The 22,921-nt window shown below is 41.4% G+C and carries 23 protein-coding genes, 1 tRNA gene and 1 pseudogene; 17 read left to right on the top strand and 8 right to left on the bottom strand.

Translation table 11 applies throughout. The features are described 5' to 3' along the window. Positions 1–60: 60 nt before the first annotated feature. From CFR83_RS03890 to CFR83_RS03860, 7 genes are all read left to right on the top strand, one after another. The gene (locus tag CFR83_RS03890; RefSeq protein ID WP_088812654.1) at positions 61–2,421 is read left to right on the top strand and encodes a TonB-dependent receptor; all 2,361 of its coding nucleotides are present in this window, start codon (positions 61–63) and stop codon (positions 2,419–2,421) included. Between the two features lie 143 nt (positions 2,422–2,564). Beyond that, a complete protein-coding gene (locus CFR83_RS03885; protein WP_088812653.1) occupies positions 2,565–3,107 on the top strand; it encodes a hypothetical protein in 543 nt (180 codons plus the stop codon). Positions 3,108–3,287: 180 nt separating this feature from the next. Further along, positions 3,288–4,094 (top strand): quinoprotein dehydrogenase-associated SoxYZ-like carrier, encoded by an 807-nt coding sequence (locus tag CFR83_RS03880; protein ID WP_243383341.1) that lies wholly within the window; start codon positions 3,288–3,290, stop codon positions 4,092–4,094. Positions 4,095–4,159: 65 nt separating this feature from the next. Beyond that, complete coding sequence (locus tag CFR83_RS03875) at positions 4,160–5,131, top strand: quinoprotein relay system zinc metallohydrolase 1 (RefSeq protein WP_088812652.1); 972 nt, start codon at positions 4,160–4,162, stop codon at positions 5,129–5,131. Positions 5,132–5,249: 118 nt separating this feature from the next. Further along, positions 5,250–6,983, top strand: a complete 1,734-nt coding sequence (locus tag CFR83_RS03870) for a PQQ-dependent methanol/ethanol family dehydrogenase (protein WP_088812651.1) — start codon at positions 5,250–5,252, stop codon at positions 6,981–6,983. A 159-nt stretch (positions 6,984–7,142) separates the two neighbouring features. Continuing rightward, a complete protein-coding gene (locus CFR83_RS03865; RefSeq protein ID WP_088812650.1) occupies positions 7,143–8,213 on the top strand; it encodes a porin in 1,071 nt (356 codons plus the stop codon). A gap of 105 nt (positions 8,214–8,318) precedes the next feature. Further along, the gene (locus CFR83_RS03860) at positions 8,319–8,636 is read left to right on the top strand and encodes a c-type cytochrome (RefSeq protein WP_088812649.1); all 318 of its coding nucleotides are present in this window, start codon (positions 8,319–8,321) and stop codon (positions 8,634–8,636) included. Here the strand turns inward: CFR83_RS03860 and CFR83_RS03855 are convergent. The 6 genes from CFR83_RS03855 to CFR83_RS03830 form a co-directional block, all read right to left on the bottom strand. Continuing rightward, the gene (locus tag CFR83_RS03855; protein WP_088812648.1) at positions 8,590–8,994 is read right to left on the bottom strand and encodes a YkvA family protein; all 405 of its coding nucleotides are present in this window, start codon (positions 8,992–8,994) and stop codon (positions 8,590–8,592) included. The two genes, CFR83_RS03860 and CFR83_RS03855, sit on opposite strands and share 47 nt — an antisense overlap. A gap of 45 nt (positions 8,995–9,039) precedes the next feature. After that, on the bottom strand, positions 9,040–9,516 hold the full coding sequence (locus CFR83_RS03850; RefSeq protein ID WP_088812647.1) for a hypothetical protein: 477 nt from the start codon (positions 9,514–9,516) through the stop codon (positions 9,040–9,042). A gap of 143 nt (positions 9,517–9,659) precedes the next feature. Beyond that, the gene (locus CFR83_RS03845) at positions 9,660–10,379 is read right to left on the bottom strand and encodes a hypothetical protein (protein ID WP_088812646.1); all 720 of its coding nucleotides are present in this window, start codon (positions 10,377–10,379) and stop codon (positions 9,660–9,662) included. A gap of 42 nt (positions 10,380–10,421) precedes the next feature. Further along, positions 10,422–10,934: a hypothetical protein gene (locus tag CFR83_RS03840; protein ID WP_088812645.1), complete on the bottom strand. Its 513-nt coding sequence runs from the start codon at positions 10,932–10,934 to the stop codon at positions 10,422–10,424. Beyond that, a complete protein-coding gene (locus tag CFR83_RS03835; protein ID WP_088812644.1) occupies positions 10,931–11,545 on the bottom strand; it encodes a hypothetical protein in 615 nt (204 codons plus the stop codon). The genes CFR83_RS03840 and CFR83_RS03835 overlap by 4 nt, the downstream gene beginning before the upstream one ends. Positions 11,546–11,549: 4 nt before the next feature. Then, entirely contained in the window at positions 11,550–12,296 is a 747-nt protein-coding gene (locus CFR83_RS03830; RefSeq protein ID WP_243383340.1) for a hypothetical protein, read from the bottom strand. A gap of 253 nt (positions 12,297–12,549) precedes the next feature. Here CFR83_RS03830 and CFR83_RS03825 point away from each other — a divergent pair, with 253 nt between their 5' ends. Together CFR83_RS03825 and CFR83_RS03820 are read left to right on the top strand one after the other, a co-directional pair. Continuing rightward, positions 12,550–13,110, top strand: a complete 561-nt coding sequence (locus CFR83_RS03825) for a cytochrome b (RefSeq protein ID WP_088812643.1) — start codon at positions 12,550–12,552, stop codon at positions 13,108–13,110. A gap of 162 nt (positions 13,111–13,272) precedes the next feature. Continuing rightward, positions 13,273–14,412 (top strand): sigma-54-dependent Fis family transcriptional regulator, encoded by a 1,140-nt coding sequence (locus tag CFR83_RS03820; RefSeq protein ID WP_088812642.1) that lies wholly within the window; start codon positions 13,273–13,275, stop codon positions 14,410–14,412. 50 nt (positions 14,413–14,462) lie between these two features. Here the strand turns inward: CFR83_RS03820 and CFR83_RS03815 are convergent, their stop codons facing one another. Beyond that, a complete protein-coding gene (locus CFR83_RS03815) occupies positions 14,463–15,662 on the bottom strand; it encodes a S1C family serine protease (RefSeq protein ID WP_088812641.1) in 1,200 nt (399 codons plus the stop codon). A 120-nt stretch (positions 15,663–15,782) separates the two neighbouring features. Between CFR83_RS03815 and CFR83_RS03810 the strand changes: the two genes are divergently transcribed. The 8 genes and pseudogenes from CFR83_RS03810 to CFR83_RS03775 all read left to right on the top strand — a co-directional run bounded on the left by CFR83_RS03810 (position 15,783) and on the right by CFR83_RS03775 (position 21,599). Then, positions 15,783–16,559, top strand: coding sequence for a Nif3-like dinuclear metal center hexameric protein (locus CFR83_RS03810; RefSeq protein WP_088813192.1), 777 nt, complete (start codon positions 15,783–15,785; stop codon positions 16,557–16,559). 192 nt (positions 16,560–16,751) lie between these two features. Beyond that, positions 16,752–17,351 carry a ubiquinol-cytochrome c reductase iron-sulfur subunit gene (gene petA / locus CFR83_RS03805; RefSeq protein ID WP_088812640.1) on the top strand — a complete coding sequence of 200 codons (600 nt, stop codon included), beginning with the start codon at positions 16,752–16,754 and terminating at the stop codon, positions 17,349–17,351. A gap of 10 nt (positions 17,352–17,361) precedes the next feature. Then, positions 17,362–18,762, top strand: a complete 1,401-nt coding sequence (locus CFR83_RS03800) for a cytochrome b (RefSeq protein ID WP_088812639.1) — start codon at positions 17,362–17,364, stop codon at positions 18,760–18,762. Positions 18,763–18,789: 27 nt separating this feature from the next. Beyond that, complete coding sequence (locus CFR83_RS03795) at positions 18,790–19,545, top strand: cytochrome c1 (protein WP_088812638.1); 756 nt, start codon at positions 18,790–18,792, stop codon at positions 19,543–19,545. A 22-nt stretch (positions 19,546–19,567) separates the two neighbouring features. Further along, entirely contained in the window at positions 19,568–20,179 is a 612-nt protein-coding gene (locus tag CFR83_RS03790; protein WP_088812637.1) for a glutathione S-transferase N-terminal domain-containing protein, read from the top strand. 38 nt (positions 20,180–20,217) lie between these two features. Next, positions 20,218–20,556 (top strand): annotated as a pseudogene (locus tag CFR83_RS03785) (ClpXP protease specificity-enhancing factor); the annotation flags it as partial. A 184-nt stretch (positions 20,557–20,740) separates the two neighbouring features. Further along, a tRNA-Thr gene (locus CFR83_RS03780) sits at positions 20,741–20,814 on the top strand. A 167-nt stretch (positions 20,815–20,981) separates the two neighbouring features. Beyond that, entirely contained in the window at positions 20,982–21,599 is a 618-nt protein-coding gene (locus CFR83_RS03775) for a phasin family protein (RefSeq protein WP_165765048.1), read from the top strand. 90 nt (positions 21,600–21,689) lie between these two features. Here the strand turns inward: CFR83_RS03775 and rmuC are convergent, their stop codons facing one another. Beyond that, a complete protein-coding gene (gene rmuC, locus CFR83_RS03770) occupies positions 21,690–22,886 on the bottom strand; it encodes a DNA recombination protein RmuC (protein WP_088812635.1) in 1,197 nt (398 codons plus the stop codon). Positions 22,887–22,921 lie beyond the last annotated feature (35 nt).

Genomic DNA, 22,921 nt, shown 5'->3' with positions numbered 1-22,921 from the left:
TTTGTATCTATTCAAGAATTATCGTTCAAGCTTATTAAATTTGTCACATTTAGAAGAATCATGCAAACCTTAAAAAAAAATAAAAAAATAGCCTGTTTATTAACTCCAATTGCATTGGCTAGCGCTCAACTCATCATGACAACAGCTCATGCAGATGATGTTGTTGGTACGTTGCCAACTGTTGAGGTGGTTGGTGTATCTCCGGTGGCAAGTTTTAATATTCCTTTAAATCAATATCCAGGCAACATTCAAGTTCTAAGAGAAAACGATATTGAGTCACAAAAATCTAGCTCATTCTCAGAATTGCTAGGCAGAAGTGCTACTAGCGTTACATTGAATGAGATTCAAGGCAATCCATTCCAGCTAGACCTTAACTATCGTGGTCAGCGCTTGTCATCAGTATTGGGCTCTGCGCAAGGTATTTCAGCTTACTTGGATGGTGTACGTATTAACGAAGCCTTTGGTGACGTGATTAGTTGGGATATGTTGCCGGAGTCAGCTATTTCAACAATCACGATGATTCCTAGTTCAAACCCTATGTACGGTATGAACACTTTATCTGGTGCTCTAGTGATGACCACAAAAAATGGTCTAACGCACGAGGGCAATGAAGTTGAATTAACAGCGGGTAGTTTTGGTAGGCAAAGAGCTGATGTGGGCGTAGGCAGAAACCTTGGCAATGGTTACCACGCCTATGCAGCGGCTACAACATTTAGAGAAGATGGCTGGAGAGAGAAGTCAGACAGCAAGTTGACGAATGCTTTTATTAAGTTTGGTCGTGACACAGAAAAAACAAGTTGGAACGTCTCAGTAATGGGGGGCGCTAGTGATCTAAAAGGTAACGGCTTAGTCCCCCGCGATATGTACACAACTAACTATCGTCAAGGCTACACTTTCTACGACATCACAGAAAACAAATCACAACAAGTTAGCTTTGCTGGAACACACAAACTAAGCAATGAAGAAAAACTCAGCCTCACAACTTGGTATCGTCATGCAAAGCGTAAAGGCAACAATGGTGACGTGAACGAGGCTTATCGAGAATATTTGGAATGTACCGAAAACTTAAGTTTATATGATTCAACATGTGTAACTAAATTCGGTGGTACTGCTGCAAGTGGCGGCTCCGCTGGGGTTGCCGGTACTGAACCTGAAAATGCTGTCATCAACAAAAATGCCAGCAAACAAGAAACTTATGGCATTACATTTCAATGGGATAAGCAGTTAGGAGCACATAAGCTTCTAACTGGTTTAACAGTTCAGCAATCAATAACCCGCTATCAGCAATGGACGGCGGATGCTCAATTTGATAATTCTAGAGTTGCAATCATCGAAGGGGCTTTTCAAAATCAAGCAGATCATAAAGGTAAAAATAATCAATACGCATTATTCATTGGGGATGTATTCACGCCTGTACCAGGTACTTTGCTAATGGGTGCTTTGCGTTATGACTATGCAAAAGTAAAAAATGATTTAGTCAGTTGGGATGAAGCTGGAGATGATCATGCGACGGCAGAATCATTTACTTACAAAAAGCTCAATCCTTCATTTGGCTTTTCGCAAATCTTGAGTAAAAAAATTACAGTGTTTGGGAACTGGTCACAAGGCATGCGTGTTCCAACCGCATTTGAGTTGGGCTGTTCAAATCCTGACTATCCGTGCAGGGTGCCTACTGGGTTGCAAGATGACCCATATTTGAAACCAATTATTTCTCAAACAGCAGAAATAGGTTTGAGATTATTCCCCACAGAGAAAACTAGAGTGACGATTGCTGCTTTTAGTAACCTTAACAAGGATGATGTAATGTTTGTGCGTGCGCCAAATAATACAGTTGGCAATCAAGGCATCTTCCAAAATATTGGTAATACACAGCGTGATGGTATTGAGTTGACAGCACGTCATCGTGAATCTCGTTGGGAACTCGGGGCTTCTTATACATATTTGAAGGCTCGCTATAAATCAAACTTGGAGTTGCCATCGCTTGAGGGTAATATCAATGTCACGCCTGGCACTCGTATTGCTGGCTTACCTGAACATTTTTTTAAGTTTGCAGCTATGTACCGAGTTACTTCTCAAGTTCGTATTGGTGGTGATATTCAGTTATACGGTAGTCAAGTTGTTGCTGGTAATGAAACGAAAAATACAACGGCAGACAATAATCAGGCTATTGGCAAAAACAAGCTAGCAGGCTATAGCATCCTGAACCTGAATGCCAATTATGAGTATGTCAAAGGCTTAAATTTCTTTGCTCGTGTCAATAATGTATTCGACAAAAAATATGCATCATATGCAAGCCTGGGTTACAACATGGTCGAGAATGGGCAAATTGCAACAGATGCAGATCAAGTTAAAGGTTCAGTCTTCTACGCCCCAGGCGCACCAAGAGCAGTATTCGGTGGCGTACGTTACGAGTGGAAGTAATGACTATTTGATTACTTAAGGTTATTAATCATTAGTAATCTTTAAGGGCCGCATCGCGGCCCTTATTCTTTTTGAAAAATCTATTTATCAATCTGCTTGTCTAAAAAGTTCATAATCAGGAAAAATTCCCAATTTGAGCTTTTGTGAACAAACTATTTTTCTCTTTTTATGCTGGGTTATTTCTTTGTGCTTCTGCCTTAGCTGAAACCTCTATGGAGATTGAGGTGGGGCCAGGGTATGGTTTAAACGGTAATCCTAATTCAATGCGTTATGAGTTTCAGTTAGAGACGGATGTCTCTGAGGATTGGGAAGTGGATGTATTTCAAAGGGTGGCTAAACCTGTTGGTTACGCTAAGTGGGATCAGAAAACAGAATTTGGCATAAAGCGTTCTTGGGAGATGCCATTCTTTAGATTGGCATTTGGGCGTAATAGTGAGTTAGATAAAGCCTACAACTACTACAACTTGATGCCTGGAGTTGCTTTTAAGTTATCACCTGACTGGACGATGAAACTGGCTTATCGTTATATCCACAGTGTGCCTAGCGAATCTGAAACTACTATTTCAAGAACCTACAGAACTGCATTTGAATACCGCTTAGATAAAAAGAACAAACTAAAGCTTAAGTGGGATCACGAGCGTCGTGAGATGAACGAGTTTGCATTTGGTTGGGCTTACTCCTTTTAGATCATGGCTATCCTGGCTGCTAACAAGTTGATTTTTATATATTTGCGTATCAAATACTTAATAAAAGTCGCTAACTAATTAAGTGCTGAACTAAAGATTGCTTGTCACTGAGCAAGACAGTTGGCGTAATTCGCACTAATATAGTGCCAATAGTTGTGTGCTCAAGATAAGAGGTTTACTTTGATTAAGTTTGTAAAACATTTAATAACTGTTTTGGTAGTTGGAACAGGCGCATCGCATGTTGCTCTAGCAGCATCCGATTTAGCAAAGCTATCTGATGGGGATAAGTACGAGTCTTTGGCTTGGCCCCAACTCAAAAAAGACTACTTAAAAGGTGGCAAGGTTGAGTTTGATAAACGCATCATTGTTACTGGCCCTGATTTTGCTGAAGATGCGATGAACGTGCCTGTGCAATTTGACGCCACCAAATTAGAAAAAGTTGGTGGCGGCATCGAGCAAATTGTTGTTTTAGTTGATCGCAATCCAATTAAAAAAGTATTGGTATTTGAGCCAAATAAAGTTAAAGCAATTTTGTCGTTTCGATTTAAGTTAGAGCAATCTTCGCCAGTTCGTGTGGCAGTACAAACAAAAGATAAAGTTTGGCATGTGGGTCACACATGGGTAGAGGCATCAGGTGGTGGCTGTACGGTTAACGGCGCCAGCCGTAATGATGGCTCTTGGTCAAAAACATTAAATGAAGTGAGCACACGTTATTTCATGAGCAAGAATGGTGACAACATTCGTTTGCGTACACGTGTGATGCATCCAATGGATACAGGCTTAGTTGCTGGCGTACCAGCTTTCCACTTAGAAGACTTGGTCTTATTAGATGGGCAAGATAAAACTTGGATGCGCTTGCAAACATTTGAGCCTGTCTCAGAAAACCCTTTGTTTTCATTTGATCTGCCAAGCAATGCTCCGGTTGAGCGTTTACGTTTGGTAGGCAGAGACAACAACGGTAATAAGCTGAACTCAGCAGTTCGCTAATTAGATAATTACAAATTTGACACTGAGTTCGGCTTATTACAAATACAGATATTGATTGGTTGGTTATGCAACGTAACAAAACATCTACAAAAATAATTAAAACTGCGCTGGCAGTTTTTTACACATTCGCTTTTATACAGTTATCTTTTGCAGCCAACTTAGATTACAAATTAGATGCAAAGCAAATAGCAAAAGACACCTATGTATTTGAGGGTGTTAATGATGACTTTTCTAAATCTAATGGTTGCAACATCATTAATACGGGTTTCATTGTGACCAATGAGGGTGTTGTTGTTATCAATACAGGTGTATCGAAGTTGTATGGTGAGCAGCAACGTCAAGCGATTGCAAAAGTAACTAATAAAAAAATTAAATTAGTTTTAAACCTCAACTTGCACCCAGATTATTTCTTAGGTAACCAAGCTTATGCTGATGTACCTATTGCTGCATTGCCTGCATCGATTCAAGGTATGAAGGAAGAGGGGGCATCGTACACAGATAACTTGTACCGCATTTGTGGTGATTGGATGACTGCAACTGAGTCAAAGCCTGCTACACAGGTTATTCAACCGGGCCCTATGAATATCTCTGATGCCAATCATCAGTTGGAGTTAATTCAGTTCAATGGCCATACTGCTGCTGATCTTGTTTTATGGGATAAAACAACTGGCGTTGTATTTGTTGGCGGTCTTGTATTTGCAGATCGTGTGCCCACCACACCTCACGCAAATATTTCAGAATGGTTTAAGAGTTTAGAGACTGTCTCAAAATGGAACACATCTAAGCAAATCAAGGCTCTAGTGCCTAGTCATGGTCCTTACAACAAGGGCTTAGAAGGTATCGAACAGACCAAAGAGTACCTCACTTGGCTTGATCAAAGTTTCAAAAATGCTGCGCTGCAAGGAATGGATATCAGTGAGGTATTGCGCCTGCCAATCCCTTATAAATTCAGGGGTTTCGCGGCATTGAAGCCTGAGTATCTACGCAACGTTACGCACCTCTACCCAAGTTACGAAAAAGAAATATTCAAAAAATAACTAAAAGACTAGGGAAAGCACTTAGTTTGTTCAACTAGTTATTTTGGGAAAAATTCCTCACAATCGCTTCAAGTCATGATTTTCATGACTGGGATTTCTTTACTTAGGAGAGAAAAAAATGCGTAAATCGCTATTATCAGTATTGGTGCTAGCAGCTATCGGTTCAGGTGCAGCTAATGCAACTGTGACTGATGCAATGTTGGAAGGCAAAGACACTAAGAGTGTTTTGAACTGGGGTATGACACGTGACGGTCAGCGTTTCTCTACTCTAAACAAAATCAATGACAAGAACGTTAACAAGTTGGTTCCAGCTTGGTCTATGTCATTCGGTGGTGAAAAGCAACGTGGTCAAGAATCTCAGCCATTGATTCACAATGGCAAGATGTTCGTGACAGCTTCTTACTCACGTATCTTCGCTGTTGACTCAAAGACAGGTCAAAAATTATGGAAGTATGAGCACCGTCTACCAGACGGCATCATGCCTTGCTGTGACGTTATTAACCGCGGCGCAGCTTTATATGACAACCTAGTTATTTTCGGTACATTGGATGCGCAAATCGTTGCTCTTGACCAAAATACAGGTAAGGTAGTTTGGAAAGAAACAGTTGACGACTTCAAAGCTGGCTACTCAATGTCAGCAGCTCCATTGATCGTTAACGGCTTGGTAATCACTGGTGTGTCTGGTGGTGAGTTCGGTATTATCGGTCGCGTTGAAGCGCGTGATGCTAAGACAGGTAAGATGGTTTGGTCACGTCCTACAGTTGAAGGTCATATGGGTTACAAATATGACGCAGCTGGTAAAGCAATTGAAAATGGCGTATCAGGCACAACTGGTGCAACATGGCCAGGCGAAATGTGGAAATCAGGTGGCGCAGCTACATGGTTGGGCGGTTCATACGACGCTAAGACTGGTTTAGTGTACTTTGGTACAGGTAACCCAGGCCCATGGAACAGTGCTGTTCGTCCAGGCGACAACCTATTCTCATGCTCAACAGTAGCTATCGATCCTAAGACAGGTAAGATTGCTTGGCACTATCAAACAACACCACACGATGGTTGGGACTTTGACGGTGTTAACGAATTAGTTACATTCGACATGAACGGTAAGCGTATGGGTGCTAAGGCTGACCGTAACGGTTTCTTCTACGTTCTTGATGCTAAATCAGGTAAGTTAGAAAACGCTACACCATTCGTTAAGAAGATTACTTGGGCTACAAGCATTGACTTGAAGACAGGTCGTCCTAACTACGTAGCTGATAACCGTCCTGGTGATCCTGCTAAGAGCGCTGATGGCAAAAAAGGTAAGTCAGTATTTGCTGTACCTTCATTCCTAGGTGGTAAGAACCAAATGCCTATGGCTTACAGCCAACAAACAGGCATGTTCTATGTACCTGCTAACGAATGGGGTATGGAGATCTGGAACGAGCCAGTTAGCTACAAAAAAGGTGCTGCTTACTTAGGCGCTGGTTTCACAATCAAGACTTTGAATGACGGTCCAATCGGTGCATTACGCGCTATTGATCCTAAGACAGGTAAGATTGCTTGGGAAATTCCTAACAATGCTCCACTATGGGGTGGTGTTATGACTACAGCTGGTAACTTAGTATTCTGGGGTACTCCAGAAGGCTACTTGAAAGCAGCTGACGCTAAGACTGGTAAAGAATTGTGGAAATTCCAAACTGGTTCAGGCATCGTAGCTCCTCCGATCACTTGGGAACAAGATGGTGAGCAATATGTTTCTGTAGTATCTGGTTGGGGTGGTGCGGTTCCATTGTGGGGCGGTGACGTTGCTAAGAAAGTTTCTTTCTTAGAACAAGGCGGCTCTGTTTGGACATTCAAACTAGCTAAGTAGTAGAAGTAAAAACAACTAATTAGGGTTAACCCTAGTTAGTTGTTGTAAATAAGCAACAAATATAAGACCCTAGTGCGAAATCATTAGGGTCTTATTTAAAAGATTATTAACATTAATAATGTAGTAACACATTACATTTTTAAAAAGAGAGAAAAACACATGAAAAAACATTTATTAGCTCTTGCAGCATTGGCAACAGTGTCTGGTGCAGCTTTTGCACAAAGCAATGTTACTGTTTACGGTTTCATCGATGCCGGTATCTTGACAACAAACAATGCTACTGGTGGCAAAAATGCAACTATGGCTACAAGTGGTCAATGGTTCCCAAGCATGATTGGTTTCACTGGCTCTGAAGATTTGGGCGGTGGTTTGAAGGCAAATTTCAACCTACAAGGTAGTTTGACTAACCAAACTGGTGCTGCTGGTGATGCAACAAACTCATCAGGCACTAGCCTATTTGGTCGTTATGCAACAGTTGGTTTGTCAGGCGCATACGGTAAGTTAGATTTGGGTCGCCAGATCGATATTATGTTCTTGCAATCATTTGTAAATGGCGTAATCCCAACACATACAAACTCATTGGCTGTTAATGGTCTGTTGGCATACGGTACAGCTGCAAATACAAACTCATCAACATCAGGCGCATTCGTTAACAATGCTGTAGCTTATGTTTCACCAAGTTTTAACGGTTTAAAATTGCAGGTTCAAAGTTCCGTAGGTGGTCAAGCTGGCGACAAGACAAAAGCTAGTCAAACAGCAGGTATTTTGAACTATGACGCAGGCTCATTGAGTCTGTCAGCTGGTTACGAAGTTGCAAATGATGCATCTGGTGGTACTGCTGCTAAGAAATCTCTAGTAGGTGCTAAATATACTATTGGTCAAGTTTTGTTAGCGGCGCAATACCATACATATGAACAGGGCGTGGCTGCTGGTAAAACAGTTGATGCTCGTGGCTATGAAATTGGTCTTGGTTATCAGTTGACTCCAGCAACTTTAGTTGCTGTTAACTACGAAGATATGAAGGATGACAAAGCTACAACAGATAAGAGCCCTAAAATTGTTTCTTTGAAAGCTAAATATGACTTGTCAAAGCGCACTTATTTATACGGAACAGTAGCTAACTTTAATAAAGATGCAGCTGGTGCAATTTACCAAGGCTACGCATCAACTAAAGGTTCAAACACAAAATCAGCAAACAACATTGGTTTGGGCGTAGTTCACTCATTCTAATTTCCCCACAAAGGAAACAAGAAAAACAAACCACCCTCCGGGGTGGTTTTTTTACAAAATTAATTTAATTGTTTGATCATTTCAATTTATTTATTGGAGTTTTAAATGAAGACATTAATCAAATTAGCATTACCAGTAGCTATGTTGGTATCTGCTCCAGCATTTGCTGATCAAGCATTGGCAACTAAAAACGGTTGTACAGCTTGTCACGCTGCTGATAAGAAATTAGTTGGTCCTGCATTCCAAGACATCGCTAAGAAATACGCTGGCGATGCTGGTGCTGTAGATAAGATGGCTGCAAAGATTAAAGCTGGTGGTAAAGGTTCTTGGGGTCCAGTTCCAATGCCTGCACACCCACAAATCAACGATGCCGATCTTAAAACTTTGGCAGTATGGGCGCTAAAAGGTGGCCCAGCCAAGTAATACCTAGTATCCAAATAGAGACTACTAGCAATCCCCCTAGCCATAACTTTGGCTTCGGGGATTTTTCTTTTTTAAAGTTTTCTTCGTTTACTAACTCTTGCTCTGCCAATTCAATGACGTGATCAGGCATAAGCTTTAAAGCTAAAGCTATTAATATAGGCAATAGGATCATTTCATCTAGGTAACCTAGAACTGGAATAAAGTCCGGTATCAAATCAATTGGGCTTAGTGCATAAAGAACAATCAGGCCAATCAATAATTTCACATAAATTGGGCATTCAGGATGCTGATACGCAGTCCACAGCAATGTCACTTGTTGCTTAATCCGTTTAGCCCAGGCGTTAATTTTTTGCAGCATTGTTCTCTAGTTATAAATTATTTTTATGTGACTTGCTGGGGATATTTATTTGACCAAAATCGGCTCAATCTTAATATTGCCTTGTTTAGCATCTTGCACGTCAGAGCATGTCATATACGCCAAGCTGTCACCGAATCGATCAAACAGACCATTGTTCAATAAAAACTTGTTTTGAACCGCGTAAGCCAGTTTTTCTGATCTAACTGTATTGTCACAATCGCTGAAGATAGTGTCACCAAATTTTTTGTATTGCAGTACATGAACCATTTCATGAAGAAGAAATGATAGGTCTCTGGTTGAGTCCAGATCTAAAGTATTTTTTAGAAAAATTGTATTTTTAGGAATGTCATAGAAGGCCACCATGCCCGAACATTCATCTGGTTCGGTGGGGCATTGCATGGTGATAATCTCCTCTTGGGAGATGCTTTTAACCGCTGCCATTTGATCAGCCGGAATGGCAGGCAAACCAGATAAACGAGATGCTGCAATCATCAAGCTAACCATCACTGATTCGGTGACCATCGTTGCCTCTTATAAGAATAGTTAACTACTGCAAATGTTCTGAAACTATTCTATGACTAAACCAATTTCTTTGCAGACAGTACAAAAATAAGCTTGATAAAGTTAATAAGGTCGATAGTGTCGATAAGGCCTGCAGTATTGGATTACTTAACGCTGATTAAGTTATAGCTTAGCTTGCCACCCGTCATCGCGTAGCCAGGAACAGTTTCTTCACGGTCAAACTTAACCAAGCCAACACCTTTACAGTAGTACTCATTGCTAACTAATGGAACATCACTAAAGCCGTTGACTGGATCAGTAAAGATCTTGATGGAGGCGGTACCTTGTACGTGGATACAGTCTGTGAACTTGCCATAAGGCACTTCAACCTCTTGATTCAACGCCTCAATACGATAAGTCATGATAGCTTTGTGTGAGTTCTTGAGATGGTAGGGGAATTCATTAGGGTGTCTAACGAGGTAGGGCACTGTTAGAGCCTCCCAAGTGGTTCCCACTTGGATTGGGTTTTTGAAAATATATCTTCTTGCTGGATCTAATTGAGCCTGTTCTTGATTGTCTAGACGGCTCGCTACACGATAGATGCCAGTGTCATCTCTTCTGATGTAGTACTCCACACCATCAGCACTGCGACGAACCCAAGTAGTTTCACCATCAAAATTGATTTTTCTGTCAGTTGAAAGAGTAATGGTTGGATGTATCTCAGGATCTTTCATTTCTGTTTCGACTTCATAAACCCAAGCCTTGCCAGGTTTTAATGGGAAGTAGTCAGAAGAATCGATTTCTGATTTGCTGCAAGAGAGCAAAGATATTGCTGTTGCCAATAGCAACAGCTTTGGTAATTGTTGATGGATTGTATTAATCATTAGGTAGCCTCATGAGTTCGTATGTAGAGATACAACTCGGGATTATTTTTCTGGAAGTTGCGGAGCTGGTAAATCGCCTAATTTCACTTTAGGAGGTTCATCACCGCCAGATCTCAACCAGTTATTGCTCTTAGGCCCACGTAATGGCTCTAAGCTACCAATTTGAGAATTGCCGTTACGAGTTTTTTTCATGCCATCTTCAAACAAGCTATGAAGACCTTTTTCATATGGGAATCTAAATGCCCGTGGCTCACCCTGTGGTTTGTTATCAACCAACTCTTGTAACCAAACAAAAATTTCACCTTTGGTTTTGTCTTTAACAGGTTCTTCAATCACGGCTGCTAATAGAACAAATTTAGGTGGAATAGAGTCAGCAGTTGCCCAACCTTGCGTCATCTTCAAAGCATCAAAACTAATGAAGTAGGCAGCACTTGTAAAAATAACGAGCAGTAGCTTTACTTTTTTGTTAATGGGGCTAAACAAGCAAATACAAAGTAACAAAAATCCCAGTACTGCAAAACCAATGGATAAAGTCAGAATGACGTTGGCGTTCATTTGGAGTTCCTTTCAACAATTGTTTTTGGCAACGTGCTGGTGCCCAATACTTGACCTGTGCCATTGAGCGTAAATCTCACGGCTGTTCTTTCATCACCTTTTTTAGGTAATGTGACGTTGCCGTAATAAATGACCTCTGCACGGGGATTAACTTTCACGACAGATACACTCGCCTCAACAGGCTTTTGATTTTTACTGTCGTAATAATGAATATTGACGGTGTATTCACCTGCGGCAAATCCGCGGATGGTGACAACTTCTTGATTAAGTGGGTTAACAACTAACTTATTGTTAACCACAATCGAGTCATTGGCTAAACCTCGATCGTCACGATCTAAATGCATAAGACCAGCATCTCGATTTCTAAACCAAACTACATTGCCAGCTGGATCTTGTACCCAAGTATCTAAGTCATTGGGATCCATATCTGGCCAAGTAACGGAAATAATAAATTCTGCATGTGCAGGGATATCGCCACTTTTGCCAGATTTTGGATTAAACGCCAAGATCGCAATCACAAAACAAAAAACAAACGCTATCAACATGTTGAACAACATGTCGTAGAACGGATCTGTTTCAGTCTCGCGAGGAGTTTTTCTAGAAATGCCCATTAACTTAAGCCAAGCTTCTTTCTAGATCTTGTTCAACAGTTTCAATCGCGTATGCGGTTAAGTAATCAGCAAATCGATCCAAACGCATCAGTTGCAAACCTAAAAGCATATTGGCTGCTAAACCAGTCATGGTGGTAAGTAGTGCAATACCTAAGCCACCTGTTAGCGTTTTAAGAATCGTTGATGTTTGGCTAGCATCAAAGCTATCCAAAGAACCTAATTGCAAAGCCATGATTGAAAAACCAATCACCTTACCTAGCAAACCTAGTTTGAGTAGCACGCCGTTGATCCACCAAGTCATTTCATGGGCAGAGGAAGCTTTTTCTCCAAACAATGCCACTAGTTGAGAGTTATTGCGCCAGTCGGTTTTCTTATTAACTAAGCCAGTAAATAAATCTTTGATCCAGGAAGTTTCTTCTTGCAAGATAGTGTCTTTAGAAGATTGATCCGCAATCAATCTTCTAAAGCGGCAAACTTGCTCGTACTGCCAAGCTAAATGATGTGCTCTAAAGCCAACCCAAATTGTTGAGCCTATGAATAACACAATAATCAATGCTGTTAGGTAGGTTGGGTCTGCAGCTAATAGTGATGCCCAAACACCTTTGACATACAAAAGATAAAAAGAAAAGATTAAAAGGCCTGCGTAGGCTGCCCACAAATAGAAAATCGGTTCTGCTTTAAATGTTGTATCTGTTGCTACTGTAGGAGGACGTTTGAATCCAGGGAAGTAAATGAATTGGCTTAATTTCACGGTCCGCCTTTTTAAAGGGTCTAATTACTGATAACTAACAACTATCAAATATGTATAACTCAAAAATATACCTGAATTACCAATATCTTGTTGGCAGTGCACAAATTGAATGGGGTCAATAAATTCGGTTGCATTGCAACATTTAATTTCATAGCTAGCAGGATTCATAACCATCACTACTTTTTATGATTTAATCGGTTTAGTTGATTCAATAATTAAATACCTATTCAAATATGGGTGAACGAGGAGCGGTATGACAGATAGTTTGCGTAACCATCGATACACAACAGTAGCGATTATTCTTCACTGGTTAATTGGGCTATGCATCATTGCTGAGTTAGCTTTAGGTTTATGGATGGTTGAATTGCCCAAGTCACCACCAGGTATACGTGCTGAATACTTCAATCTGCATAAATCTATTGGTCTAGTGCTGATTGCCTTGATTGCTATTCGTATTTATTGGCGTGCTACCCATCGCCCACCAGAGCTTCCTGCAAGCATTGTGGCTTGGCAGGTCAAGCTATCTAAAGCCGTTCACCATTTGCTCTACGTATTGATGGTTTTAGTACCGGTAACTGGTGTTTTGGGTTCTATATATTCAAAATACCCAATCAAGTTTTTTGGAACACCGCTCCCAAGGATGGCTGAGCCAGATGCCGTTTTGAAAGAGTTATTTAGCGATACGCACGTCTTTTTGACAAAGATAATGATTGCAATTGTTGTTCTGCATATTGTTGCGGCATTGAAACACCGCTTCATTGATAAAGATGGAATTCTCCAAAGAATGTCACCATGCTCCAAGTGTTCAAAATAAATATTGTTTTTAACATTTAGAAGTATCTGAAAAAGCCAGTTTTCAAAACTGGCTTTTTTGCTATAGACAACCCCGCAAAGTAGCTATCTAAGGGTTTTGGAGTCGATATTTATTGGGTTTTTTGTGGTTTTTTCAGAATGAAAAGTTTTATCATTGTCGTATATGAAACAACTGACTATACGAGATATCCGCAAAAGTTGGCTCCAAAATGGTGTTTTACCAACGCCTGAGCAAAAGGATCTTTTGTCGTCTGCTATTTATCGTTCATGGCAGCGTTGTATCAGTCTAGGTTTATCAGCGCAGCATAACGTGGGATTGAGCCAAATTATTGAAGGCTCATTACTGCAAGCAAAAATTGAAAAAAACGAAGACTTCATTCGTTTAGCTGGCCCAACCATGAACTACCTCTATGGTTTGATTGCTGGATTAGGTGGAGTTGTTTTATTGGCTGATCATAAGGGCACCATCATTAAATCAATGGGCGACCCTGACTTTGTTGATAAGGCTGATCGCGTTCTACTAAAAACCGGAGCATCATGGTTAGAGTGCGATCGTGGCACCAACGCAATCGGCACTGCATTAGCAGAAGCATCAGCAGTGTTTGTAAACGGCACAGAACATTTTTTTGATGTGAATAGTTTCTTAAGCTGTGCGGCTGCTCCTATTTTTATGCCTGATGGATCTGTATCGGGTGTATTAGATATATCAAATGATAAAAATGTACATTGCACACACACCATGGGTTTGGTGATGGCGGCGGTACATTCAATTGAGAAGCAGTTATTTCAGCATCGCGAATCTGAATATTACTTGGTGGCGCATATTCATCCATCACGTGAAGGTTTGGGATCTATTGCAGAGGGCCTACTAGGTATTGGTGAAGATGGTTTGATATTGGGCGCTGATCGAATGGCTTTATCGTATTTGGGTCTAAAAGGTTTCGATATTGGCGCCGTGAAGATTCAGCAATTGATTAAGTGTCCTTTGAGCGATTTGTTCACACATGCTGGTAAGCCTAGTCATGATTCAATCACTTTGCCAACATTCATGGATAGACAGCTTTGTCTTCGTCTTAAATTTAGCAAAGCATACAAGGGTAATATCAATGCTGTTGTTCAAGAACCTCAGCAAAAATCTGCACTCGACTTATCCACTGATCTGACAATTGAGTCAGCATGTTTGAGAGATGTTTCTAAGCAAACAGTATTGCAAGTTTTAGAGCGCTCAAACGGCAACGTTAGTTTGGCTGCCAAAACCCTTGGCATTAGTCGTAGTACCTTGTATCGCTATCTCAATAAATAATTTTTAACAAAACATCAATCACAACAATTGTTGTGATTGATGTTTCATGATCATCGAACACTCTTCGGTTTAGGGCGTTTGCCGATTTGTATTTCAAGGTCGATATCTTTACCTTTTCTATTTACTAAAGCACTAGCTTTGCTGCCCGGCGCTAGTTTGGAGATGTTGTTGAGTAGCTCGGTAATATTTGAAACATTTTTATTGTCAATTTTCTTTAGGACATCACCTGGCTGAATACCTGCTTTGTCTGCAGGACCACCCTTTAAGACACCGTTGATTAAAACGCCATCGGTTTTAATGTTTAGAGTTTGTGCGACATCTGCGGTGATGTTTTGTGGTTCAACGCCAATCCAACCGCGAATCACACCGCCGTTTTTAATGATTGATTCCATCACCTCTTTAGCAGTGCTCACTGGGATCGCAAAACCAATACCCATTGAGCCGCCACTTCTTGAGTAGATGGCGGTGTTAATACCAATTAAATGACCTCTTGTATCAACTAAAGCACCACCTGAGTTACCAGGGTTAATGGCTGCATCGGTTTGAATAAAATTTTCAAAAGTATTAATGCCTAATTGTTCTCTGCCTAGTGCAGACACAATGCCTGATGTCACTGTTTGACCAACTCCAAATGGATTGCCGATCGCTAACACCACATCACCCACTCGAACAGATTCAATCTTTCCAAATGTAATTGGATTAGGTAAGTTTGGGACATTAATTTTTAACACTGCCAAATCAGTATCTGGGTCCCTACCGATTAATGTGGCGCGTGTTTTTCTGCCATCAGCAAGCGCAACTTCAATCTGATCAGCGCCCTCAATCACATGTTGGTTGGTGAGCACCAAACCTTCGGAGCTAACAATGACACCAGAACCTAAGCTTGGATTTGTGTCTTCACTATTCGGGGCTTGATCACCGAAAAAGAAGTTGAACCAAGGATCGTTTTGATGCGGACCATTTTGATTGTTAGATTTATTTCTTTTTTTCTCTTTGGCGATATTTTTACTGGTGAAAACATTGACCACTGCTGGCATTGAACGTTTGACTGCTTCATGATGTGATCCAGGATTTGGAGTGCTGGGGTCAATGTTGGATTCTTTCACGGTAACCGTGCTTAATAACCCGCCACCTAGATTATTAAAACCGCTACTATCTAACCAATGTGGTTTAAATGTGCCAACAATGAATAGAATAGCCAACAATGCTGTGACTATTTGCGCGAAGAGTAACCAGAGTCGTTTCACCATATGGCTAGATTAACGGATTACATTTAAAAAAACAGCTACTTAATCAATATTTAAAAAATGAAGACATCTACAAAAACAGTGAAGACATCAAAAAAGCCTCAATCATCTAATGATGGGGTGATTTCTAGGGATGATTTATCGGAGTATTTATTTGATTACTTGGGGGTAGCCAAAATCAAAGATTATTGCCCAAATGGTTTACAGGTTGAGGGTAAGCCTCAAATTAAGAAAATCATTACAGGAGTTACGGCAAGCCTCGCGCTCATTGAACGAGCCATAGGAGAAAAGGCGGATGCTATTTTGGTCCACCATGGTTGGTTTTGGAAAAGTGATGATAGTAGGGTGGTTGGCCAGCTACATGACCGCCTTAAGTTACTAATGTCTCATGACATTAATTTATTTGCCTACCACTTACCGTTAGATGTTCATCCTCAACTGGGTAATAACGCTCAATTAGCAAACATGATGGGGTGGACAGTGGCTAAACCATCAAAAAGATCCCCCTTGGCTACTTTGGGGGTGATGGATGGTCTCATTTGGGAAGGAAAGCCAGCAGCTAGCCAAAAAACTTTAGGGCAGTTAGCTAGAAGTTTGGCCAGTCGTTTGGGGCGTGATCCATTAGTGGTGGGGGACCAAAATCAACCCATTAAGCGTATTGCTTGGTGCACAGGTGGAGCACAAAATTACATTAAAGAGGCATCTTTGATGAAAGTGGACGCTTACATCAGCGGTGAAATATCTGAGTCTACTTTCCATGCTGCCAATGAAATGGGCGTGGCTTACATAGCTGCTGGTCACCATGCTACAGAGCGCTATGGTATCCAGGCGCTAGGCCAGCATTTACAAAAAACCTTCCGAATCAAGCATCAGTTTATTGATTTGCCTAATCCCGTCTAACTGATAGCGTCCACTACAAAGACTAAAACTAGATCTCTTCCAATGGCTGGTTTTCGTAAGCCTTTGTAAGTTGGCGACTTTTTTCCATTTTTTGCATGTTTTTTGGGCTTATGGGGTTTAAATCGGGGGGTCGCCTTCGCTATAATCTCCAGTTGACGTCAAAAATATAGCCCTACTATAGGAAAATCAGTAATGAGTGATCAATGCATGGATAAGAGCCGTCGTAATTGGCTCATCGCAACATCAGTTGCCGGTGGTGTAGGTACAGCAGCAGTGGCCCTACCTCTAGTGAGCACATTTGCTCCATCAGAAAAAGCTAAAGCAGCCGGTGCTCCAGTGGAAATGGACATCAGCGGTATGCAACCTGGAGAGCTACGCACAGTTGAGTGGCGCGGTAAACCTGTATGGGTTGTGCGTCGTACACCAGAAATGCTTGAGTCACTCAAGAAAATCGAAGGCGATTTAGCCGATCCTAAGTCTGAGCGTAATCCAAAAGATTTGACGCCTGCTTATGCTCAAAATTCACATCGTTCTATCAAGCCTGAGTACTTGGTAGCTGTTGGTATCTGTTCTCATTTGGGTTGTTCACCAATTACCAAGTTTGAAACAGGTGCTCAACCATCATTGCCAGACAATTGGACAGGCGGTTTCTTGTGCCCATGCCATGGTTCAACATTTGACTTGGCTGGTCGTGTATTTAAAAACAAACCTGCACCAGATAACTTGGAAGTGCCGCCACACATGTATTTGAGCGACACAAAGTTGTTAATCGGTGAAGATAAGAAAGCGTAAGGAGTAAACAATGGCATTTCATGAAAAAGAAGTTCCAGCGAATGCTTCGCGCGGACAAAAATTAATGGCATGGGTAGACTCACGTTTCCCATTAACAGCGACTATTGAAGGTCACTTAACTAAGTACTACGCACCAAAGAACTTTAACTTCTGGTATTTCTTTGGTTCATTGGCAATTTTGGTTTTGGCGATTCAGATCATCACAGGTATTTTCTTGGTGATGCACTACAAGCCAGACGCAGAAAAAGCTTTCCAATCTGTTGAATACATCATGCGTGAAGTACCTTGGGGCTGGTTAGTGCGTTACTTGCACTCAACAGGCGCTTCAATGTTCTTCGTGGTGGTTTACTTGCACATGTTCCGCGGCATGATCTACGGTTCATATCGCAAACCACGTGAGCTAGTTTGGATCTTTGGTTGCGCAATCTTCTTGTGCTTGATGGCTGAAGCTTTCATGGGCTACTTATTGCCATGGGGTCAAATGTCATATTGGGGCGCTCAAGTGATTGTGAACTTGTTTGCAGCTATTCCATTGGTTGGCCCAGATCTTTCATTGTGGATTCGTGGTGACTATGTGGTGGGTGATGCAACTTTGAACCGCTTCTTCTCATTCCACGTGATTGCAGTACCTTTGGTATTGATTGGTTTGGTAGCGGCTCACATCATCGCATTGCATGAAGTAGGTTCTAACAACCCTGATGGCGTTGAGATTAAAGAAAACTTGGATGCAAACGGTGTGCCTGTTGACGGTATTCCTTTCCACCCATACTACTCAGTACATGACTTGTTAGGTGTTGGTGTGTTCTTGATGGTGTTTGCATTTGTGGTGTTCTTTGCTCCTGAGATGGGCGGTTACTTCTTAGAGCACAACAACTTCATCCCAGCAGATCCTTTGAAGACTCCTCCGCACATTGCGCCGGTTTGGTATTTCACACCGTTCTATTCAATGTTGCGTGCCGTAACTTCTGAGTTCTTGATCCCAATGTGGCTTTTCGCTGCAGTGCTTTTGGGTAAAGTGATTCGCGGTACAACAGACAAGAAACTGCAAGGCATTTGTGCTGGTATCTTGGTTGCACTTGGTGCAGGTTTCTTCTTGTTTGATGCGAAGTTCTGGGGCGTGATTGTGATGGGTGGTTCTGTGGTGATTTTCTTCTTCTTGCCATGGTTAGATAACTCACCTGTTAAATCTATTCGCTACCGTCCACAAGGTCAAAAATACATCTACGGTGTATTTGTAGTGACATTTGTTATTTTGGGTTACTTGGGTATTCAGCCACCATCACCAATCGGTGAGAAGGTGTCTCAATTGGGTACATTGATTTATTTTGGTTTCTTCTTGGCAATGCCATGGTGGAGCAAGATGGGTCAGTTCAAACCAGTTCCAAGTCGCGTTAATTTTGTTGCGCATTAATCGCGAGCACCCATAAGGAAAATGAAAATGAAAAAAATCGTATGGCAAATCCTAGGTGGTCTCGCAGTCGCATTGACCATGAATGCTGTTCAAGCAAGTAGCAGCAGCTACCCATTAGATACAGCACCTAAGCGCGTAAATAGTGAAGCTGCTTTGCAAAATGGCGCAAAACTATTTGTTAACTACTGCTTGAACTGCCATGGTGCAGTGAGCATGCGTTACAACCGTTTGCGCGACATTGGTTTAACTGATGAGCAAATTAAGCAAAACTTATTGTTCAGCGGTGAGAAGGTTGGCGACATGATGACTGTTGCGATTTCACCAAAAGATGCAAAAGCTTGGTTTGGTGCAATGCCTCCTGATCTATCAGTGATTGCTCGCGCTAAAGGTACAGACTACCTTTACACATATTTGCGCACTTTCTACAAAGATGAGACAAAAGCAACTGGTTGGAACAACATGGCTTTTCCAAGCGTTGGTATGCCTCACGTGATGTGGGAATTGCAAGGTGTTCGCACAGCTAAATATGCTGAAGAAAAAGATCCGCATGATGCTACGAAAACAGTGCATGTATTTAAAGGCTTTGAACAAGTTAAACCAGGTAAGTTGAACTCTCAGCAGTTTGATGACGCAATGGGTGACTTGGTTGCTTATCTCCAGTGGATGGGTGAGCCTGCACAATTAGATCGTAAACGTCTAGGTGTTTGGGTATTGATGTTCTTGGCAGTATTTACAGTATTGGCTTGGGGCTTGAATAAGTCTTACTGGAAAGACATCCACTAAAAATAATTAGGAGATATACCCTATGATGGTTTTATATTCGGGCACAAATTGCCCGTTCTCTCAGCGTTGCCGTTTGGTTTTGTTTGAGAAGGGCATGGACTTTGAGATCCGTGATGTGGATCTCTTTAATAAGCCAGAAGATATTTCTGTGATGAACCCGTATGGCCAAGTACCTATCTTGGTTGAACGTGATTTGATTCTTTATGAATCAAACATCATCAATGAATACATTGATGAGCGTTTTCCACATCCGCAGTTGATGCCGCCTGACCCTGTTGCGCGCGCACGTGCTCGCTTGTTCTTGTTCAATTTTGAAAAAGAACTATTTGTACACGTATCAACTTTGGAAAATGAAAAAGGTAAAGCTGCGGAGAAGAATCACGAAAGAGCTCGTTTAGCGATTCGTGATCGCTTGACTCAGTTGGCACCAATTTTCATCAAGAATAAGTACATGTTGGGTGATGACTTCTCAATGCTAGATGTGGCGATTGCTCCATTGTTATGGCGTTTAGAGCATTACGGTATTGATTTGTCACGCAACGCTGCGCCTTTGATGAAATATGCAGAGCGTATCTTTAGCCGTCCTGCGTATATTGAAGCGTTGACTCCTTCAGAGAAAGTGATGCGTCGCTAATTAGGTAACTAATTAGCTATCACTGCTCAATGGATTTCATGAGCGAAGTTCCAAGTACTAAACCTTACCTGATCCGTGCGCTACACCAGTGGTGCGTGGATCATGGTTTTACGCCATACATTGCTGTGTTTGTGACTGAGCAAGTTCATGTTCCCATGGACTACGTTAACAATAATGAAATTGTTTTAAATATCAGTCCAGACGCGTGCCAACATCTATCGATGGATAACGATTGGATCACGCTCAAAGCTCGCTTTGCTGGTGTGCCTAGAGATATTCATGTTCCGATGAGTCATGTGATGGCGATTTATGCCAAAGAAAACGGTCAAGGAATGTCTTTCCCAGTTGAGAAAACAACGCCACCTGAACCAACAGCAGATAAAAATATAGGAATTTCTAAAGGAAGACCTAGCCTAAAGCTAGTGAAATAAGTTAGAATATTGGGCTTAGGTGATGTTCAAAGCAAATTGTTTTGAATATCCTAATAAGTAGCAAATAAGTAATAAATAAGTAATAAAGCGATCCAATAAAACCAGTTAAATCAGATGGTTTTACTCAATCGCCCCCTTAGTTAAATGGTATAACACTTGACTTGTAATCATGGATTGGCAGTTCGATTCTGTCAGGGGGCACCAAAAAATCCATATAATTCAATGTAAGTATCTCACAATGTGAGAAATATCAACTTTTTGATGCAGCGCAACAAAAAGACCTTGAATTGTCATATTTATTCCCTAAAATAGAGTTTGTGCAGTGCAATATGTGCGCTGCAAAAATATTAACCAACCTCATTGGAGTAAACATGAACCAAGATCAAATCACAGCAAAATTTGCAGAAATCCAAGGCGAGAGCTTGAACACAGCATTTGCATTGAGTACAAAAGCTTTAGAGCGCGCTCAACAATTAGCAGACATCAACTTCTCAGCTACTAAAGCTGTTATCGAAGAAGCTCAAGACGGTTTAGAGCAAGCTTTGACAGTTAAAGATCCACAAGCTTTCGTTTCATACGTACAAAGCGATGCATTGGCACCTTTAGGTAACAAATTAGCAGCTCATCAACGTGCTGTTGCTAAGATTGTTCGCGAAGGTCAAGTTGAGTTGGCAGAAGTTGCTGAAGCTCAATTAGAGCAGTTCCAAGAAGGCGTACAAAACTGGGTTGACACATTTGCTGCTAACGCACCAGCTGGTTCAGACGTTTTTGTTAACGCATTGAAAACTTCTGTAGGTTCAGCTTTGCAGGGTTTCGAGCAATTCCAAGCTGCTGCTAAAGAAGCTGCTGCAGTTGCTGAGCAAAATGCTGAGCAAGCTGTTGAAGCTATCCAAGGTTTTGCTAAGCAAGCTAAAACAGCTGCTGCTTCAGTTAAGCCAGCTACACGCGCTGCTGCAAAGAAGCCAGCTGCACGTCGCGGTCGTAAGTAATTAGCGACAAGCTACACCTCATCAGTGAGAGCTGATGAAATAAAAAAACCCGCAGAAATGCGGGTTTTTTTATGAGGAAAAATAAATCAATTAGTCATCATCAGCCACATCAGTTAACTTAGAAGGCAAAGACTTATTAGGTTTAACTCCCAATTTTTTAACATTCTCAGCCGTACGAATTAAATTGCCACGACCTGTCTTCAGTTTGCCAACCGCATCTGAGTAACTGATTTGGGCTTGCTCAAGACGTTGTCCCACCTTATCCAAATCTTCTACGAAACCAACAAATTTGTCGTAAAGGGATGCGCACTGACGAGCAATCTCTTGAGCATTGCGATTTTGTTGTTCCTGGCGCCATAAATGTGCCACTGTTCTAACTGTTGCCAATAGCGTGCTTGGGCAAACAATCACAATATTCTTTTTAAGGGCATCTTGATAAATCTCTGGAGCATGTCTCATGGCCGCTAAGAAAGCAGGCTCAATCGGAATAAACATAAGAACAAAATCAATTGAACCTACACCATACAAATCTTGATAGTTCTTGGCAGACAAACCTTGAATATGTTGCTTGATCGACAGAACATGGCTATTAAGTTCGCTGATCTTTACACTCTCATCATCTGATTGCATATAACGTGTATACGCAGTAATAGACACTTTGCTATCAATGACTAGATGTTTAGATTCAGGTAAGCGAATTACAACGTCTGGTTGCAATCTGGAGCCGTCACTGATTGTTTGGGTGTCTTGAACTACATACTCTTCGCCTTTGCGTAGACCCGAGTTTTCTAAAATAGTCTCAAGAACGAGTTCACCCCAATCACCCTGTGTTTTTGATTCACCTTTGAGTGCGTTGGTGAGCGCACGAGTTTCATCAGTCATGCGTAAATTAAGGCCAGCAAGCTTCTCAACCTCTTGCTTTAATGCAAAACGCTCCCTTGATTCTGACTGATAAGTTTCATCGACTTGTTTACGAAAATCGGTCAGTTTTTCTTGTAGGGGTTTGAGTAAGGTGTCTAGATTTTGCTGATTTTGCTCAGCAAAACGACGCGACTTCTCTTCTAAGATTTCATTGGCAAGATTTTTAAATTGATCTGATAGAACAGCTTTGGCTTCTTGGGCTGATTGCTGCAATGTACTTAATTTGTCAGCACTTTGACGACGTTCAGCCTCCAGTTCTGTTTCTGCTTTTACTCTTGCCTGGCTTTGTTGCCAGGCGTAGTAAAGGCTAAAAATAGCAATGAGACAAAAAAGGGCTAAAAGTGAAAAAGCGATAGTTGTATCCATATCGCTATGCTAAACCAATGCTAGCTCTTCTGAAG

It is taken from the genome of Polynucleobacter victoriensis, from assembly GCF_900187875.1.
In the GTDB taxonomy this organism is placed as follows: Bacteria; Pseudomonadota; Gammaproteobacteria; order Burkholderiales; family Burkholderiaceae; genus Polynucleobacter; species Polynucleobacter victoriensis.
The sequence above is the reverse complement of the archived record's forward strand: the minus strand, read 5'-3'. Positions and strand labels throughout refer to the sequence as shown.

Excerpts from the sequence above, each read along its gene's own strand:
- CFR83_RS03890 (WP_088812654.1), top strand. The coding sequence starts at position 61 with ATGCAAACCTTAAAAAAAAATAAAAAAATAGCCTGTTTATTAACTCCA.
- CFR83_RS03875 (WP_088812652.1), top strand. The coding sequence starts at position 4,160 with ATGCAACGTAACAAAACATCTACAAAAATAATTAAAACTGCGCTGGCA.
- CFR83_RS03870 (WP_088812651.1), top strand. The coding sequence starts at position 5,250 with ATGCGTAAATCGCTATTATCAGTATTGGTGCTAGCAGCTATCGGTTCA.
- CFR83_RS03865 (WP_088812650.1), top strand. The coding sequence starts at position 7,143 with ATGAAAAAACATTTATTAGCTCTTGCAGCATTGGCAACAGTGTCTGGT.
- CFR83_RS03860 (WP_088812649.1), top strand. The coding sequence starts at position 8,319 with ATGAAGACATTAATCAAATTAGCATTACCAGTAGCTATGTTGGTATCT.
- CFR83_RS03855 (WP_088812648.1), bottom strand. The coding sequence starts at position 8,994 with ATGCTGCAAAAAATTAACGCCTGGGCTAAACGGATTAAGCAACAAGTG.
- CFR83_RS03850 (WP_088812647.1), bottom strand. The coding sequence starts at position 9,516 with ATGGTCACCGAATCAGTGATGGTTAGCTTGATGATTGCAGCATCTCGT.
- CFR83_RS03845 (WP_088812646.1), bottom strand. The coding sequence starts at position 10,379 with ATGATTAATACAATCCATCAACAATTACCAAAGCTGTTGCTATTGGCA.
- CFR83_RS03840 (WP_088812645.1), bottom strand. The coding sequence starts at position 10,934 with ATGAACGCCAACGTCATTCTGACTTTATCCATTGGTTTTGCAGTACTG.
- CFR83_RS03835 (WP_088812644.1), bottom strand. The coding sequence starts at position 11,545 with ATGGGCATTTCTAGAAAAACTCCTCGCGAGACTGAAACAGATCCGTTC.
- CFR83_RS03825 (WP_088812643.1), top strand. The coding sequence starts at position 12,550 with ATGACAGATAGTTTGCGTAACCATCGATACACAACAGTAGCGATTATT.
- CFR83_RS03820 (WP_088812642.1), top strand. The coding sequence starts at position 13,273 with ATGAAACAACTGACTATACGAGATATCCGCAAAAGTTGGCTCCAAAAT.
- CFR83_RS03815 (WP_088812641.1), bottom strand. The coding sequence starts at position 15,662 with ATGGTGAAACGACTCTGGTTACTCTTCGCGCAAATAGTCACAGCATTG.
- petA (WP_088812640.1), top strand. The coding sequence starts at position 16,752 with ATGAGTGATCAATGCATGGATAAGAGCCGTCGTAATTGGCTCATCGCA.
- CFR83_RS03800 (WP_088812639.1), top strand. The coding sequence starts at position 17,362 with ATGGCATTTCATGAAAAAGAAGTTCCAGCGAATGCTTCGCGCGGACAA.
- CFR83_RS03795 (WP_088812638.1), top strand. The coding sequence starts at position 18,790 with ATGAAAAAAATCGTATGGCAAATCCTAGGTGGTCTCGCAGTCGCATTG.
- CFR83_RS03790 (WP_088812637.1), top strand. The coding sequence starts at position 19,568 with ATGATGGTTTTATATTCGGGCACAAATTGCCCGTTCTCTCAGCGTTGC.
- CFR83_RS03775 (WP_165765048.1), top strand. The coding sequence starts at position 20,982 with ATGAACCAAGATCAAATCACAGCAAAATTTGCAGAAATCCAAGGCGAG.
- rmuC (WP_088812635.1), bottom strand. The coding sequence starts at position 22,886 with ATGGATACAACTATCGCTTTTTCACTTTTAGCCCTTTTTTGTCTCATT.